Annotated in this window: 15 protein-coding genes; 7 read left to right on the forward strand and 8 right to left on the reverse strand. The window is 66.5% G+C overall.

The genetic code is table 11. The features are described from left to right. Positions 1-14 precede the first annotated feature (14 nt). From CMV14_RS03805 to CMV14_RS03815, 3 genes are all read right to left on the reverse strand, one after another. Positions 15-911, reverse strand: coding sequence for a bifunctional 5,10-methylenetetrahydrofolate dehydrogenase/5,10-methenyltetrahydrofolate cyclohydrolase (locus tag CMV14_RS03805; RefSeq protein WP_066959604.1), 897 nt, complete (start codon positions 909-911; stop codon positions 15-17). Between the two features lie 3 nt (positions 912-914). Next, positions 915-1,772, reverse strand: a complete 858-nt coding sequence (gene purU, locus CMV14_RS03810) for a formyltetrahydrofolate deformylase (protein WP_066959781.1) — start codon at positions 1,770-1,772, stop codon at positions 915-917. Between the two features lie 147 nt (positions 1,773-1,919). Then, positions 1,920-2,537 carry an alpha/beta hydrolase gene (locus CMV14_RS03815; RefSeq protein WP_066959601.1) on the reverse strand — a complete coding sequence of 206 codons (618 nt, stop codon included), beginning with the start codon at positions 2,535-2,537 and terminating at the stop codon, positions 1,920-1,922. Between the two features lie 273 nt (positions 2,538-2,810). On the opposite strand from CMV14_RS03815, the gene CMV14_RS03820 reads away from it, so the two are divergent. Next, entirely contained in the window at positions 2,811-5,213 is a 2,403-nt protein-coding gene (locus tag CMV14_RS03820) for a TonB-dependent receptor (protein WP_238147181.1), read from the forward strand. Between the two features lie 19 nt (positions 5,214-5,232). On the opposite strand, the gene CMV14_RS03825 is transcribed toward CMV14_RS03820, so the two are convergent. After that, positions 5,233-5,667, reverse strand: a complete 435-nt coding sequence (locus CMV14_RS03825) for a dihydroneopterin aldolase (protein WP_066959597.1) — start codon at positions 5,665-5,667, stop codon at positions 5,233-5,235. A 102-nt stretch (positions 5,668-5,769) separates the two neighbouring features. Beyond that, complete coding sequence (locus CMV14_RS03830) at positions 5,770-6,789, reverse strand: LysR family transcriptional regulator (RefSeq protein WP_083215676.1); 1,020 nt, start codon at positions 6,787-6,789, stop codon at positions 5,770-5,772. Between the two features lie 339 nt (positions 6,790-7,128). Here CMV14_RS03830 and CMV14_RS03835 point away from each other — a divergent pair, with 339 nt between their 5' ends. Continuing rightward, entirely contained in the window at positions 7,129-7,779 is a 651-nt protein-coding gene (locus CMV14_RS03835; RefSeq protein WP_066959778.1) for a glutathione binding-like protein, read from the forward strand. 15 nt (positions 7,780-7,794) lie between these two features. Here CMV14_RS03835 and pcpE read toward each other — a convergent pair whose 3' ends face one another. The 3 genes from pcpE to CMV14_RS03850 all read right to left on the reverse strand — a co-directional run bounded on the left by pcpE (position 7,795) and on the right by CMV14_RS03850 (position 10,579). Beyond that, positions 7,795-8,862 (reverse strand): maleylacetate reductase PcpE, encoded by a 1,068-nt coding sequence (gene pcpE / locus CMV14_RS03840; RefSeq protein ID WP_066959595.1) that lies wholly within the window; start codon positions 8,860-8,862, stop codon positions 7,795-7,797. Positions 8,863-8,981: 119 nt separating this feature from the next. After that, complete coding sequence (locus CMV14_RS03845; protein WP_066959594.1) at positions 8,982-9,728, reverse strand: nitroreductase; 747 nt, start codon at positions 9,726-9,728, stop codon at positions 8,982-8,984. Positions 9,729-9,799: 71 nt separating this feature from the next. Further along, positions 9,800-10,579, reverse strand: coding sequence for an SDR family NAD(P)-dependent oxidoreductase (locus CMV14_RS03850; RefSeq protein WP_066959775.1), 780 nt, complete (start codon positions 10,577-10,579; stop codon positions 9,800-9,802). A gap of 135 nt (positions 10,580-10,714) precedes the next feature. On the opposite strand from CMV14_RS03850, the gene CMV14_RS03855 reads away from it, so the two are divergent. From CMV14_RS03855 to CMV14_RS03875, 5 genes are all read left to right on the forward strand, one after another. Continuing rightward, positions 10,715-11,968, forward strand: coding sequence for an acetyl-CoA C-acetyltransferase (locus tag CMV14_RS03855; protein WP_066959592.1), 1,254 nt, complete (start codon positions 10,715-10,717; stop codon positions 11,966-11,968). Positions 11,969-11,990: 22 nt separating this feature from the next. Then, positions 11,991-12,950: a beta-keto acid cleavage family enzyme gene (locus CMV14_RS03860; protein WP_066959590.1), complete on the forward strand. Its 960-nt coding sequence runs from the start codon at positions 11,991-11,993 to the stop codon at positions 12,948-12,950. After that, the gene (locus CMV14_RS03865) at positions 12,947-13,366 is read left to right on the forward strand and encodes a nuclear transport factor 2 family protein (protein ID WP_066959588.1); all 420 of its coding nucleotides are present in this window, start codon (positions 12,947-12,949) and stop codon (positions 13,364-13,366) included. Before CMV14_RS03860 ends, CMV14_RS03865 begins: the two co-directional genes overlap by 4 nt. 236 nt (positions 13,367-13,602) lie before the next feature. Next, the gene (locus CMV14_RS03870) at positions 13,603-14,268 is read left to right on the forward strand and encodes a TetR family transcriptional regulator (RefSeq protein ID WP_066959586.1); all 666 of its coding nucleotides are present in this window, start codon (positions 13,603-13,605) and stop codon (positions 14,266-14,268) included. Positions 14,269-14,321: 53 nt separating this feature from the next. Beyond that, positions 14,322-15,458: an amidohydrolase family protein gene (locus CMV14_RS03875; RefSeq protein WP_066959584.1), complete on the forward strand. Its 1,137-nt coding sequence runs from the start codon at positions 14,322-14,324 to the stop codon at positions 15,456-15,458. Positions 15,459-15,481 lie beyond the last annotated feature (23 nt).

Below are 15,481 nucleotides of genomic sequence, written 5' to 3' on the forward strand. Positions count from 1 at the left end.
GCCTCCACGCGGCGTCACGAATAGGCGGCATCCGAAATCCGGATATCGGGGGCGGCGCGCAGCGCTCGGGCGGCCTGCAGGGTGTTGAGCAGCAGGCAGGCGATAGTCATCGGGCCGACCCCGCCGGGTACGGGAGTGAAGGCGGCGGCATGGCCGATCTCCTCGGCGGTGACGTCGCCGACGATGCCGCCCTTGCCGTCCGGCCCGACGATCCGGTTGATCCCGACGTCGATGATCACCGCGCCGGGCTTCACCCAGTCGCCGCGCACCAGCCCGGCCCGCCCCGCCGCCGCGACGATGATGTCGGCCTGGCGGCAGAGGTCGGGCAGGTTGACCGTATGGCGGTTGCAGACGGTGACCGTGCAGCCCTGTTCCAGCAGCAGCAGCGCCACCGGCTTGCCGACGATGTTCGACTTGCCGATCACCACCGCCGACTTGCCCCTGAGTTCGGGCAGTTCGCTCTGCAGCAGCATCATGCAGCCCATCGGCGTGCAGGGGATCAGCCCGCCGGTGCCTGTCGACAGCCGGCCGACATTGACCGGATGGAAACCGTCGACATCCTTCATCGGGTCGATCGCGTCGAGCACCTTGGCGCTGTCGATCTGCGGCGGCAGCGGCAGCTGCACGAGGATGCCGTGCACCTTGGGGTCGCGGTTGAGCCGATCGATCAGCGCCAGCAGCTCGGCCTCGCTGCAGTCGGCGCCGTGGCGATGCTCGATCGATCCCAGGCCCACCTTGCGGCATTGCTCGATCTTGCGGCGGACATAGATGCGGCTGGCCGGATCGTCGCCCACCAGCACCGCCGCCAGGGTCGGCGCCATGCCGTGGGCCCGGCTGAAATCGGCCACGTCCGTCGCGAGGCCGGCCATCAGCCGCTCGGCCGTGGCGGTTCCGGAAATGAGGCGGGCCATCGCTCAGTCCCGGAAGACGACGGTCTTGCCGGCGTTGATGAACACCCGCCCCTGGACATGGTAGAGCACCGCGCGGGACAGCACCCGCTGCTCGATGTTGCGGCCCTTGCGCACCAGATCCTCGGGCGTGTCGGCGTGCGAGACCAGTTCGACATCCTGGTGGATGATCGGCCCTTCGTCGAGGTCGGCGGTGACGTAATGGGCGGTGGCGCCGATCATCTTCACGCCGCGCGAATGGGCCTGGTGATAGGGTTTGGCGCCCTTGAAGCCGGGCAGGAAGCTGTGGTGGATGTTGATGCAGCGGCCCGACAGATAGGCGGCCAGATCGTCCGACAATATCTGCATGTAGCGGGCGAGGATGACCAGTTCGGCGCCCGATGCCTCGATCGCCGCCTTGATCCGTGCTTCCTGCTCGGCCTTGGTGTCGGCCGTGACCGGCAGGTGGTGATAGGGCACGTCCTCCAGCCAGGACTTGATGGTGAGCTTGTCCTTGGGATGGTTGGAGATGATCGCCACGACATCCATGTCGATCTCGCCGATCCGGCTCGCATAGAGCAGATGGCCAAGGCAATGGTCGAACTTGGATACGAGGATCACGACCTTGCGGCGCTGCGCGGCGGAGCGCAGCGACCATTGCATGTCGAAGCCGGCCGCGGGCTCGGCGAAGGCGGCCTCGAAGCCGGCGGCATCGTCCTTCTCGAAGCGGGCGACCACGCGCATGAAGAAGCGGCCGGTCTCCGGATCGTCGAATTGCTGTGCTTCTGCAATATTGGCGCCGGCCCTGAACAGGGCCGTGCTGACGGTGGAAACTATTCCTGGCCTGTCGGGGCAGGAAAGCTTGAGGATATAGTCTTCAGACACGCTGCATCCTATCTGTGATTGTGCGTTGATCATGGCAATGTCGGATCAAGCACAAGCTCATCAGGCCAGCGGGGCAGGAAAGGCAATAGATCGGGCGGTCCGTACTTTGGCTGGATCGATTCCGGTTATCGGATAGATGTTCGGTGGTCAGTGGTCGGCGGCGTCGAGCCAGTTCCGCACGCGCGACGCGACCGGCAACGGCAGTTCATGGCCCCCGTCATGGATCAGCACGCTGGCATGGGCATTACTCGGGCCGGTCAGATAGGCTTCGGCCTCCCGGAACTTCGCCAGCGGGATCACCATGTCCTCCCGTCCGCGACAGAACAGCACGGGCTTTCCCGACAGCGCCCCGGCGGGCAGGTTCCGTGCGGGCACGGCAAAGCAGCCGCCGATCATCACCAGGCCGGCATAGGCGCCGGGATCGGCGAGCATCAGGGCGGCCGCCATTGCCGCGCCGTTGCTGAAGCCGCACAGCCAGGGCAGCCGGCCTCCCCGATCGGCGGCGATCCAGTCACCCACCCGGGCGGACTGCTCGGCAAGGCTGTCCGGCGCCGCCACGCCGATCCCCATATTATGGAACCAGGCAAAGCCCGCCCCCTCCGGCAGGGGGCCGCGATAGGATCGCACCGTGCTGCGGCCGAACAGCGGCAGCGCCCAGCCCGCCTCCCGCTCGCTGCTGCCGCGGCCATGCAGATAGACGATGTCGCGCCCACCCTCCCGATCCGGGGCGTCGTAGCGGATCACCACCGCCTCTTCACGCGACATATGCCCTCCTTGCTTTCGCCGATGTCGCGCGAAGGCTGGCGGGGCGGAGGGGCGCGATCAAATCCATCTCCCTGATAGGCCCTATCCGGGCGGGGCGATTTCCCTTCGCGCGCAAAACTGTAGTTCCCCTGCTGTCCCGGTGGGCAGAGCGCGATGGCGCCGCCCACCCGTCAGGGCAGGCGAACAGTGCCCGCAACGACGGGCCGAACAAGGGGAGGCCGAATGTCTTTTTCATCTGGACACGCCACGATGGCGTCCTTGCGGCGGTTGCTTATGGGTTCGGTCTTCATCGGCGCGGTCGCGTCCGGGCAGGCGGTGTTCGCGCAGCAGGATGCCGCTGCCGCAAAGGATGTCGCGCAGGACGGCACGGCCTCCGAAGCCGCCGGCTATGGCGTCGGCGAGATTGTGGTGACGGCGCGCCGCCGCGCGGAATCGCTTCAGAACACGCCGGTCGCCGTGTCGGCGATCACCAGCGCCGTGCTGGAGGAGAAGGGGGCGACCAACATCGCCGCCGTCGCCCAGTCGGTGCCCAGCCTCACCTTCAACACCACCGCCGGCAATTCGGGCGCCAGCAACGCCGCCGTGGTCTTCATCCGCGGCATCGGCCAGGATGATTTCTTCCCGACGATCGATCCGGGCGTCGGCATCTATCTCGACGGCGTCTATGTCTCGCGCACCCTGGGCGGCGTGCTCGACACGGTCGACCTCGAACAGGTCGAGGTGCTGCGCGGCCCGCAGGGCACGCTGTTCGGCAAGAACACGATCGGCGGCGCGGTGCAGATCACCACCAAGAAGCCGGGGCCCGATCTCCAAGGCTCGCTGGAGGCGACCACCGGCCGGTTCAGCCGCGCCGACGTGAAGGCCAGCGTCAATCTGCCGCTGTCGGACACGCTGTTCACCCGCTTCTCGATCGCGTCGCTGAACCGCAACGGCTATATCACCATCCTCGCCAAGAACCCGGTGACCGGCGCGGTGAGCAGGAGCGACGCACCCCGCCTCGGCGACATCTCCACCATGGCCGGCCGCGCCGCGCTGCGCTGGAAGGCAAGCCCCGACCTTACCGTCGATCTCGCTGCCGATTATACGCGCAAGCGCGAGCAGTCCTCGGGCTCCACCCTGCTGGCGACTCAGCCGGTCATCCCGGGCCTGGGCTTCAACCCCGCCGATCCGGCCTCGATCAACAATTATATCTTCGCCAACGCCAACACGGTGGGCGGCTTCCACAATCTGATCGTCGCGGGCGCGCAGGACTGCAATCCGGTGTTCGGCGGCAACCCGCTCGACCAGAACAACCCGGCCTGCTTCAACAACCAATATGTGACCGGCAATCCCTACACCACCTTCTACGAACCCAATGCGTCGCGCTCGGACCTCGACGTGTGGGGGCTGACCGGGGTGGTCGACTGGGAGGCGATGCCGGGCCTCGGCGTCAAGTCGATCACCGCCTATCGCAACACCAAGTCCTTCTTCATGCGCGACGACGGTACGCCATTCCAGCTGATCGAGCTGCAGACCGACCAGACCGCCAAGCAGTTCAGCGAGGAACTGCAATTCTCGGGCAAGGCGTTCGACGACCGGCTGACTTGGCTGCTCGGCCTCTTCTACCTCAACGAGAAGGTCGACTTCGACAATCCGGCCTGCTTCTCCTTCGTTTGCACGGGCGTCTCGACCAGGCTGGAGACCAACAGCTACGCTGCCTTCGCGCAGGGCAGTTACGCGGTCGGCCCCGCCACCAACATCACCCTCGGCGCGCGCTACACCAATGAGAAGAAGACGAGCGATCCGAACAACGTCTTCATCGATATCGGCTTCGGCCTCGGCCCGCTTGCGATCGGCAATCCCAATGCCAACCCGGCGACGATCATCAACACGCCGGTCGCGGTGAAGTTCGACAATGTCTCGCCGATGGCATCGATCGACCATCGCTGGTCGCGGAACGTGATGACCTATGCGTCCTATTCGAAGGGCGTGAAGGGCGGCGGCTTCCAGCAGCGCGTGATCGTGCCGCGCATCCTCCAGCCGACCTTCGGCCCGGAGAAGCTGACCGCCTATGAGGTAGGCGCCAAGACCGACTTCTTCGACCGGCGCCTGCGGGTAAACGTCGCCGCCTTCCAGTCGGACTATAAGGATCTCCAGGTCACCACCTTCCCGGGCGGCGCGAACAGCATCGAACCGGTCCAGGTCAATGGCGGCAAGGCGCGCATCCGCGGCGTCGAGGTGGAGGCGACCGCCCATCCGATCGAGCCGCTCACCGCCAATTTCGGGCTCAGCTATCTCGACACCGAATATCTGAAGATCGCGCCCGGCGCGGTGATCCCGGCCAATGCCCGGCTGCCCTTCACGCCGAAGTGGAGCCTGTCGGGCGGCCTCGCCTACCGGTTCGAGATCGGCAGCGCCGGGGACCTCACCCTGCGGGGCGACTGGAACTACCGGACCGAGACCTTCCTGTCGGCCGACAATACCCCGATCCTGCGCCAGCCCGGCTATCATATGGTCAATGTGCTGGCGACCTTCGAGACCGCCAGCAAGGCGGTGCGCGTCACCGGCGGCATCACCAACCTCACCGATAAGGCGGTGCTGATGTCGGGCTTCGCCGACCTCCAGGGGTCGTCGCTTGCCGACGGCACCTATGGCCGGCCGCGCGAATGGTATCTGTCGATCCGCTATTCCTACTGATCGGAAAGCGGCGTCAGGCTCAGCAGCCCCGCCAGCCGTCATGAGCGGGCGTGGGCTTGCGGATTCGGAAGCGCACCGACGCCATGGCCGGGGCGATCGCGCGGGGCTTGTAAAGCTCCAGATCGACCGCGGTGACGCCGCCGAGCGCGATCAGCCGCCGGCCGAGTTCGCAGGCATAGGTCTCGATCAGCTCGAAATGCCCTTCCTCGGACAGTTGCCGGGCCTGGTCGACAAGGGTGCGATAATCGATCGTGTCGCCGATCTGGTCGGCCTCCGGCTCGGGCACCTCGGCGGCGATATCGAGCAGGATCTCCTGGCGCTTCTCCTTCTCGCCGCGATAGATGCCGACGCTCGCCATCAGCCGGACGCGCTCGGCCCTTACCCACAATGTCTGTTCCAGGCCGGCCATGGCGCCATGCAGGCCGGAACCCGTGATCCTGCGATGCTCGTTCATGCCTTCATGTCCCCGCCGGCCAGTCCATGGCCAGCTTAGGGGCGTGGCGCGGTCTGGCCAGCCTGTATTCCGGATGGAGCCTTTCCGGCTTCGCGAATTGATTCAGCAGCGGCCGGCGCCCAGCACGGGCGGCAGGGCGCTGCTCGCGCCGGGCGTGGGGATCGGCTTGACGCTCACCTGCCGCGCTTCGAGCTGGTGATCGACCCGGCATTCGGCGATCAGCGTGCGCAACCACATATTGCCCGGATCATGGTCGAAGCGCTCATGCCAATATTGCTTGACCTCGATCACCGGCAATTCGAGCGGCGGTGCCACGATCGTCATGCGCGGCGAACGGACGACCCGCGCCGCCGAGCGGGGGATCGTCAGCACCAGGTCGTTCATCTCGGCGATCAGCGCCGTGACCATGAACGTCTCGGAGACCATGCGGATGCGGCGCTTGTCGATCGTTTCCAGGATGCGCTGCTCGGCCTCCTGATGGCCGTGGCTGTAGTGGCGGCCGTCGACGACGATATGGTCGAGCGCCTTGAGGTCGCTCAGGCTCAATATCCCGTCGGGCGCCAGCGTCTTGGGCAGGATGCAGACATAGTCCTCCCGGAACAGCGTCTGTTCCTTCACATTGGCGTAGAGATTGGGATAGCTGCCGATCGCGACGTCGGCGGCGCCGGCCTCCATCTCCGAGATCAGCTTGTTGCGGCCGATCGGGACGGCGGTGAAGCTGATATTGGGCGCGCAGTCGACCGAATGGCGCTGGACCAGCGGCATGATGCAATAATGGCCCAGGTCGGATGCGGCGATGCGGAAATTTCGTTCCGACGTGCCGGGATCGAACCGGCGGCGCTCGCACAGGCCGGTGCGGTAGATGATCAGCGCCTCCTCGACCCCCTTGGCGACGGACTGCGCCACCGAAGTGGGGACCATGCCGTTGCGCGTCCGCACGAACAGCTGGTCGTTGAAATGCTCGCGCAGCGTCTGCAGGTTCCGGCTCAGCGACGATTGCGGCAGGTCGAGCTCGTCCGCGGCCATCGTCACGCTCTTGAGCCGCATCATCGCTTCGAACACCGTAAGGTGGAAGAAGGACAGCATCGACGCCTGGTCCCGGCTGGTGGGCAGCATGTTCATGGCGATCACTCTCCGATCGTTTCGTGCCTCATGGGCGCATGATTTTCCACGAATTGAATAGAGCCCGGCGCCGCGTAGCAAGTTCGGAATCCGGATAGGTTCCATCCATGTGGCGGATAATATCGTTGTTCGTGCCAAAGGCCAACGAGGCTCCCCCGTTTTCCGGCGCTTTCCATGCCGCCGGCCGGTGGCTGGTAACGACCTTCCGGGTGTCTCCCCGCCATCCTGCCGATCCCCGCGCAGGCATCCGCTATCGGGAATGTGGATATCCGGCCTGGCTGCTTGCCCGCCGTCGCCGCGCCGCCCCACCAAGGCACGCCGCCGCAGGAGGAAAAGGCCATGCTCAAACTCTATTACAATCCGGGATCCTGTTCGCTGGCGTCGCATGCGGCGCTCGAGGAAGCGGGGCTCGCCTATCAGGTGGAACTTGTCGACCTCACCAGGGATATCCAATTTTCGGCGGATTATCGGCTGAAAAACCCTTGGGGACGGGTACCCGCGCTCCAGATCGGCGACGAGACGCTGACCGAGAATGTCGCGATCCTCAATTATATCGCGGACAGCGTTCCCGGTCGGGAGCTGCTGCCTCGCGCGGGGCTGGCGCGGGCGCGCGCGATCGAATGGCTCGCCTTGCTCTCCAGCACCGTCCATGTCGCCTTTCGTCCGATCTTCCGTCCCGGCCGGCTTGCCGCCACGGAGGAGGGGCAGCGCGACGTTGCGGCCACCGGCCTGGCGGCGCTGCAGTCGGTGCTCGACCTGCTCGACGAGCGGCTGGGCGACCGGCCTTATGCGCTGGGGGACCGGTTCAGCCTGTGCGACCTCTACCTGTTCGTCTTCGCCCTCTGGTCGCGGCGGCCGGCGCTGGCGGCGAGGCTCGGCCCGCTTCCCCGTCTCGATGCCTTCGGGGACCGGCTGGCGCAGCGGCCCTCGATCGCGGCGGCGATGGCGCAGGAGGGGCTGGCATGGCCGGCGGCCGTCCGCGCGGCGTGACCCGCCTTCGGGCCTTCAGGCGGCCTCGCCGATGGTGGGGGGTAGGCCGGCATAGGCGCGGGCCAGCAGGGCGGCTATGCCTTCCTCGGTGATGGGACGCGGGTTGGGATAGGGATTGCGGACGGCGAGCCTAGCCGCCTTCTCGACCCCGTCGCTCGGCATGCCGAGCCGGGCGAGCGACATCTCGGCACCCAGGCTCGTGGCAAGCTCGTAAAGCGCCGCCGCCGGATTTCCGCCGCCCAGGGCGCGGCTCGCGCGCGCCATCGCCTCGGGCACGGCGGGGGCGTTATAGGCGATCGCGTGGGGCAGGACGGCGGTGTGGGTTTCGGCGTGCGGCATGTCGAACGAGCCGCCCAGCGTGTGGCAGAGCTTGTGGTGCAGGGCGACGCTCGCCGCGCCGAGCACCATGCCGGCCAGCCAGCAGCCATAGAGCGCTTCGCCCCGCGCCTCCCGGTCGTCCGGCCGCGCCCTGATGACGGGAAGGGCGCGCGCCAGCGTCCTTATCCCCTCTTCCGCCATGACCGAGACGACCGGGTTGCCGTCGACCGCGTAGAGGCCTTCCATGCAATGCGCGATGGCGTTGAGTCCGCTCGCGACCGAAAGCGCCGCCGGCAGGCTGAGCGTGAGGTCCGGATCGTAGATCACGACACGGGGCAGGACGCGCGGGTCGCGCCCGGTCGTCTTTACGCCATTCTCGGTCAGGCCCCAGATCGGCGTCACTTCGGACCCGGCATAGGTGGTCGGGATCACGACGGAGGGAAGCCCGGCCCGGAGCGACAGGGCCTTGGCAAGGCCAGTCGTCGATCCGCCGCCGATCGCGACGGTGCAGTCCGCATCCAGCGCCCTGGCCTGGGCGATCGCCGCCTCGACGGTGGCAATGGGAACGTGCATCGTGGCCTTGGCGAAGAGACCGGCGCCAAGGCCGCCCAGCCTTTCCATCAGGCGTTCGGCGTCGGCGCTCTGCTCGGGCGTCGAGAGGATCAGCGCGCGTTTGCCGATTGGTGCCACCTCGTCGGGAACCCGCTCTATCGATCCGGCCCCGAAGACGATCCGATAGGGCAGGGGCTCATATATGAATTGCACGGTGCGGTTCCTCTCCGGCCCGCAAATTAGCCGGCCGGGCGCGTTTGACGACACCGGTTGGGGGATATTGGCTATTCGGGAAACGGATGCGGCACGCGGCCGCGCCATCGCATCGCTTGCTACCCGGCCTCGGCCCCCGTCCGCCAGCTGACGACCTCGTCCAGCGAAGCGCGGCCGGTGCGGAAGCCGTTGGCCGGAGCGGCGCTGTCCTCATAGCCGAAGGATATGCCGCAGAGCAGCAGCCGATCGTCGCCGATGCCGAAATGGGCGCGGACGAATTGCGAGTAGGTCGCGAGCGCGCCCTGCGCGATCGTCGCCACGCCATGGGCCTGGGCGACGGTCATGAAGGTGCTGACGAAGCCGCCGCAATCGACCGCGCCATAGGGTCCCAGGTCGCGCGGGGTCGTCACGATCATCACGTGCGGTGCCCCGAACAGGTCGAAATTGTTCAGCATCGCCCGCGCCGCGCCGGCCCGGTCCTCGCGGGCGATGCCGAGGCTCTGGTACAGGGCCAGGCCGCAGGCGCGCCGCCGCTCGGCATAGATGCCGTCATAGCGCTCGGGGGTGGGAAAGTCGGGCGCCCCCTGGTCCGCGCCCGGGTCGGCCATCCTCCGGCTCGCCTCCGCGAACAGCGCCGTGCGGAAATCCCGGGTGGCCTGGCCCTCGGTGACGACCAGCTGCCACGCCTGCGAATTGCACCAGGATGGGGTCGATTGGGATATGCGCAGGATCCGCTCGATCAGCGTGCGGGGCACCGGATCGGGCCGGAACCCCCGGCAGCTGTGGCGCTGCTGCACGGCCCGTTCGACCGCATCCGCCATGCTGCTGTCCGTCGCCGGCGGCGCGATCGATGCGGTTTCGTTCATGGTAGCCACTCCATTCAATGCCGCGTGCCGGGGCGCGGAGGGCTTTCCTCCATCCCGTGGAGGGGAATCCCTCAGCGGGGCGCCATGCGGATGGCCCCGTCTAGGCGGACGTCCTCGCCGTTGAAATAGGGGTTCTCGATCATCTCGATCGCCAGCCGGGCATATTCGTCGGGCCGGCCGAGCCGTTTCGGGAACGGCACCGACGCACCCAGCGCATCCACGACATGCTGGGGCTGGCCCATCAGCAGGGGCGTCTCGAAGATGCCGGGCAGGATGGTGTTGATGCGGATGCCGTCATTGGACAGGTCGCGCGCGACCGGCAGGGTCAGGCCGATCACGCCAGCCTTCGATGCCGAATAGGCGACCTGCCCGATCTGGCCGTCCTCGGCCGCGACGCTGGCGGTGTTCACCATCGCCCCGCGCTCGCCGCTTTCCAGCGGCTCCACCGCCAGCATGCCGGCGGCCGACTTGGCGATGCAGCGGAAGGTGCCGACCAGGTTGATCTGGATGATCCGGTCGAACACCTCGATCGGGTAATGGCGGATGCTGCCGTCCTCCCGGGCGCGGCTCGCCGTCTTGATCGCGTTGCCGGTGCCGGCGCAGTTCACCAGGATGCGCTCCTGGCCCAGCGCCTCGCGTGCCCGGGCAAAGCCGGCGTCGACCGATTCGTCCGATGTCACGTCGACCGCGCAGAACACACCGCCGATCTCCGCGGCGATCGCTTCGCCCTTGTCTTTCTGCAGGTCGAAGATGGCGACCTTGGCGCCCCGGGCCGCCAGTGCCCGCGCGGTCGCCGCTCCCAGGCCGGAGGCTCCGCCGGTGACGACGGCCGTGAGACCCTTGATGTCCATTTTTTCCAACTCCTGCGCCTGATCGCTGTCGACGGCTCCCTTAATCAAGCGCGAAGGGCTTGTCAGCCCTAATTAATACAATCATATTCATGGGCGAGATTTTCTAAAACGATCGTTGTAGGGACCAGTGACCGCATGACCGAAGCCTATATCATCGACTCCGTCCGCACCCCACGCAGCATCGGCAAGGTCGGAAAGGGCGCGCTCGCCCATCTGCATCCCCAGCATATCGCGGCAAGCGTGCTGAAGGCGCTGAAGGACCGTAACGGTTTCGACACCGCCGACGTCGATGACATCATCTGGTCGACATCGATGCAGCGCGGCACGCAGGGCGGCGATCTCGGGCGGATGGCCGCGCTCGACGCGGGCTATGACGTCAAGGCGTCGGGCGTGACGCTCGATCGCTATTGCGGCGGCGGCATCACTGCGGTCAACCTGGCCGCCGGGCAGATCATGTCCGGCATGGAGGATCTCGTCATCGCCGGCGGCAGCGAGATGATGTCGCTCACCACCACCCTTTCGCAGCAGGAGGCGGCGGCAGGCCTGCCCGTCTATGGCATCGGTTCGGGCAATGAACGGCTGCAGGCGGTGCATCCCCAGTCGCACCAGGGCGTCTGCGGCGATGCCATAGCCGCGCTGGAGGGCATCAGCCGCGAGACGCTCGACGCCGCGGGCCTGGAGAGCCAGCGCCGGGCCGATCGCGCCATTCGTGAAGGGCGCTTCGCCAAAAGCCTGGTCCCGGTCGTGGACGATGACGGCAATGTCCTGCTCGCGGCCGACGAGTTTCCCCGTCCGGAAACGACGGCCGAGGGCCTGGCGCAGCTCAAGCCCGCCTTCGGCCAGCTGGCCCAAACCGCCATCGACGATCGGGGCACCACCTATGCGGGCCTGATCCACCAGAAATATCCGGGCCTTGAAATCGTCCCGGTCCATCATGCCGGCAATTCGTCGGGTGTCGTCGATGGGGCGGCGGCGATCCTGCTAGCGTCCGGCACCTATGTCGAACGGCATGGGCTGAAGCCGCGCGGGCGGATCGTCGCCACTGCCAATATCGGCGACGATCCCACGCTGATGCTCAACGCCCCCGTGCCCGCCGCACGCAAGGTGCTGGCCAAGGCCGGCCTGACCAAGGACGATATCGACCTGTGGGAGATCAACGAGGCCTTCGCGGTGGTCTCGGAAAAATTCCAGCGCGACCTCGATCTGGATCGCGACAAGGTCAACGTCAATGGCGGATCGATCGCGCTCGGCCATCCGATCGGGGCCACCGGCGCGATCCTGATCGGTACGGTGCTCGACGAACTGGAGCGGACCGGCGGGCGCTATGGCCTCGTCACCATGTGCGCGGCGGGCGGCATGGCCCCCGCCATCATCATCGAGCGGCTGTGACTGCCGGACAGCGGAGGGCATCATGAGGAAGAAGGTCATCATCGAGGTCGCCCTGAACGAGACGGTCGTGCGCCGGGAGAACCGCCACGTTCCGTTGACGCCCGAGGAAATCGCCGAGGATGCCTATCGGTGCCATCTCGCGGGCGCCTCGATCATCCACTTCCACCCCCGCGTGCCCGACAAGCCCGATGACGGCACCTATGATTCCAGCCTTGCCGGCAGCGCGGAGCATTATGCCGAGACGATGCGGCTGATCGCCGCGAAGTGCGACGTTATCGCCTATCCCTCCTACACCTATCCCGGCGCAGCGGGGCGGGAGGAGGCGGAGCGCGGCATGCATCCGCATGTGAAGGCGCTGCGTGCGATGCCCGACATCCGGCTGGAGACCTTCGTGCTCCACGTCGGCGCGACCAATATCGGCCGCTACGACTTCAAGACCCGCCGCTTCGTCTATGACCGGGTCAGCTCGCACACCCACGAGCAGATGGCCCAGTTTCTCCTATGGTGCCTGGAATCGGGCCTGCAGCCCGGCTTCATCATCCGCGAGCCCGGCCATATCCGCCATCTGCTGATGTACCGCGAGATGGGCCTGCTGCAGGAACCGATCATGGTCCACCTGAACATGTCGGATTCGGTGCCCTATGGACCGATGCCCGACGCGGCCGGCGTCCAGTCGATCCTGAACGTCTTCCCACCCGATGTCCGCTACGAGTGGTTCCCGCATAATTACACCACCTTCGTGCATGATCCCGAACAGGAGGATACGCATCGCGAGCTGAACCTGCTGGCGGTGGCGATGGGCGGTCACATCCGCACCGGGCTCGGCGACAAGCCTGAATGGGACGGCGAGCAACTGACCAATGCGGAGATGGTGCGCCGCATGGCCGCCGTCGCCAGGGCGGTGGGCCGGGAGATCGCCACGACCGACGAGGCGCGGGCGATGCTCGGCTATTCGAAGGCGGCGGGGCGGGGCGCGGCGTGAGCGGCCCGTCCCCCGACCTCGCGGTGCTCGCGGACAAGGTCGCGCTCGGCGAACTGGTGGCGCGCTATGCCTGGCTGGTCGGGCAGGGCCGGGGGCCGGAGGTGCCCGCGCTGTTCACCGCCGACGGCCGGTTCGAAGGCCGCAACCAGCAGCTGTGCGGGCAGGAGGATCTGGTCCGTTTCTATCAGGGGGCCGCGTCCGGCCATGGCGATGTCGTGCCGCTCGTCGGCAACATGATCTTCGATGTGTCGGGCGACGCGGCCAGCGGGGTTTCCACCCTCACCGGCCACAAGCGCGGCACCGGCGTCCATGTCTTCAGCGGCGTCTATGAGGATGATTTCGCGCGCGAGGAGGGCCGCTGGCTGTTCCGCAGGCGGCGCTTCACCACCTATTTCGACCTGCAGGCGGGGGGCTGAGCGGCGTGCGCCCGGCTTCTCCACCGCCTCGACGGCCGTGACGCTGCATATGGTCGCGCGTGCCGGCCATTGTCACGGCTTCGCGGCCACGCGCTGCTCCGTGTCGCCGGCTGGATAGGCAGCCCATCGTTCGAAAATAATCGATGATCATTAATTTGATTCGATCTCCGCCCAAAAATGCGCTAATACGGTCATATCAGGCGAAGATGATTCGCGATTTTAATGTAGGTCGATCAATGAAGGCTGCTCCGGACATTGCCGCCAGACGCTTGTCGCTCATCCTCGCGGCCGAGCGCCTGTTTGCCGACCAGGGGCTGGAAGCGGTGTCGCTGAGCCAGGTCAACCAGGCTGCGGGCCATCGCAACGCCTCCGCCGTGCATTATCATTTCGGCTCGCGGGACGGACTGGTGGAGGCGGTGTTCGATCACCGCATGGGCCTGATAAACCCCCGCCGGCTCGCGATCATGGACAGGCTGGCCGAAGAGGGGCGCCTCACCGAGCTTCGCCCGCTGGTCTGCGCCTGGGTCCAGCCCTTCGCCGAGGAATTGAAGCCGCGGGACGAAGGCAATTACAGCCTGCGTTTCCTGGAAAGGCTGCTGCGGGACGAGCCGCTGTTCATCCGGCGCAATGCGATCAAGGACCTCGGTGCCTTCTGGGTGACGGGCTGGAAGGTGGCCGAAGCGCTCGAAGCGCTGCTCACCTATCTGCCGCCCCAGATCGCACGGATGCGGCTCAAGCTGTTGCGGCTGCAGGTCATCTCCGGCCTCGCCGCGATCGAGGCGCGTGGCGATCATGAGATGACCGATTTCCAGATCGAGGCGCTGATCGACTGCCTGGTCGGCGGCCTCACCGCGCCCGTTTCCCACCAGGCCATGCAGGCGCTGCGCGGCGGAACGGATTGAATGACCCGCCGCTGCGGCGGCGAGAATGATGTTTGCCAAGGAAGGATGAGGATATGGAAGCGACCCTGACGCGCCAAGGCGCGATCTCCGCCGACTCGCACGTGACCGAGCCGCCGAACCTGTTCATCGACCATATCGAGCCCCGCTATCGCGATCGGGCGCCGCACATGATCCGCAAGGAAGGCAGCGGCGAGGTCTTCGTGATCCCGGGCATGAAGACCGACGTGCCCTATGGCCGGATGGCGGCGGCGGGCAAGGATCCCAAGTTCCTCGAAGACGCGAACATGCTGTTCAGCGAGATCCATCGCGGCGGCTGGGACGGCAAGGCGCGGCTGGCCGATCAGGATCGCGACGGCGTGGTGGCGGAGATCATCTTTCCCACCGTTGCCATGCTGCTCGCCAACCATCCCGACGCCGACTACAAGCGCGCCTGCTTCGACGCCTATAACCGCTGGATCCTCGAGTTTCAGGATCCCGCACCGGATCGGCTGATCTGCCTTCCGTGCACCTCGGTCATCTCGGTCGAGGAGACGATGAAGGAAGTCCGCCGCTTCAAGGATCAGGGATTCCGGGGCGTGATCTTCCCAGGCATGCCGGGCACCGACGAGGATTATGACCACCCCAGTTTCGAACCACTGTGGAGCCTGATCGAGGAGTTGGAGCTGCCGGTCAATTTCCACGTCTTTGCGGGCGGCAAGGACAGCGAGGGGCTGCGCGCTGGCGGCGTCACTCGCGGCCCCGCGATGAACCGCTTCAACTCGGTCATCCGCGCCAATCAGGACCTGATCGGCATGTTCGTGCTGAGTGGGATCTTCGAACGGCATCCCAAGCTGAAGCTGGTCGGGGTCGAAGGCGATGCCGGCTGGGCGCCGCACTTCGTCTATCGGATGGACCATGCGTGGGAGAAGCATCGCTACTGGCTGAAGGCCGGCGCCGAGCTGAAGGAGAAGCCCAGCCATTATTTCAACGAGAATGTCTACCTGACCTTCCAGGACGACTGGGTGGCTTTCAAGGTGGCGCATCTGATGAACCCGCGCCGCCTGCTGTGGGCCAATGATTTTCCCCACAGCGACGCCACCTGGCCGCACAGCCAGGCCTTGCTGGCAGAGCACACCAAGGACCTGTCCGAACAGGAGAAGCGCTGGATCCTGCGGGAGAATACCCGCGAACTCTACAAGCTCGACGTCTGATCGTCCCGGCGGTCCGGGGCGGC

It is taken from the genome of Rhizorhabdus dicambivorans (assembly GCF_002355275.1).
Taxonomy (GTDB): Bacteria; Pseudomonadota; Alphaproteobacteria; order Sphingomonadales; family Sphingomonadaceae; genus Rhizorhabdus; species Rhizorhabdus dicambivorans.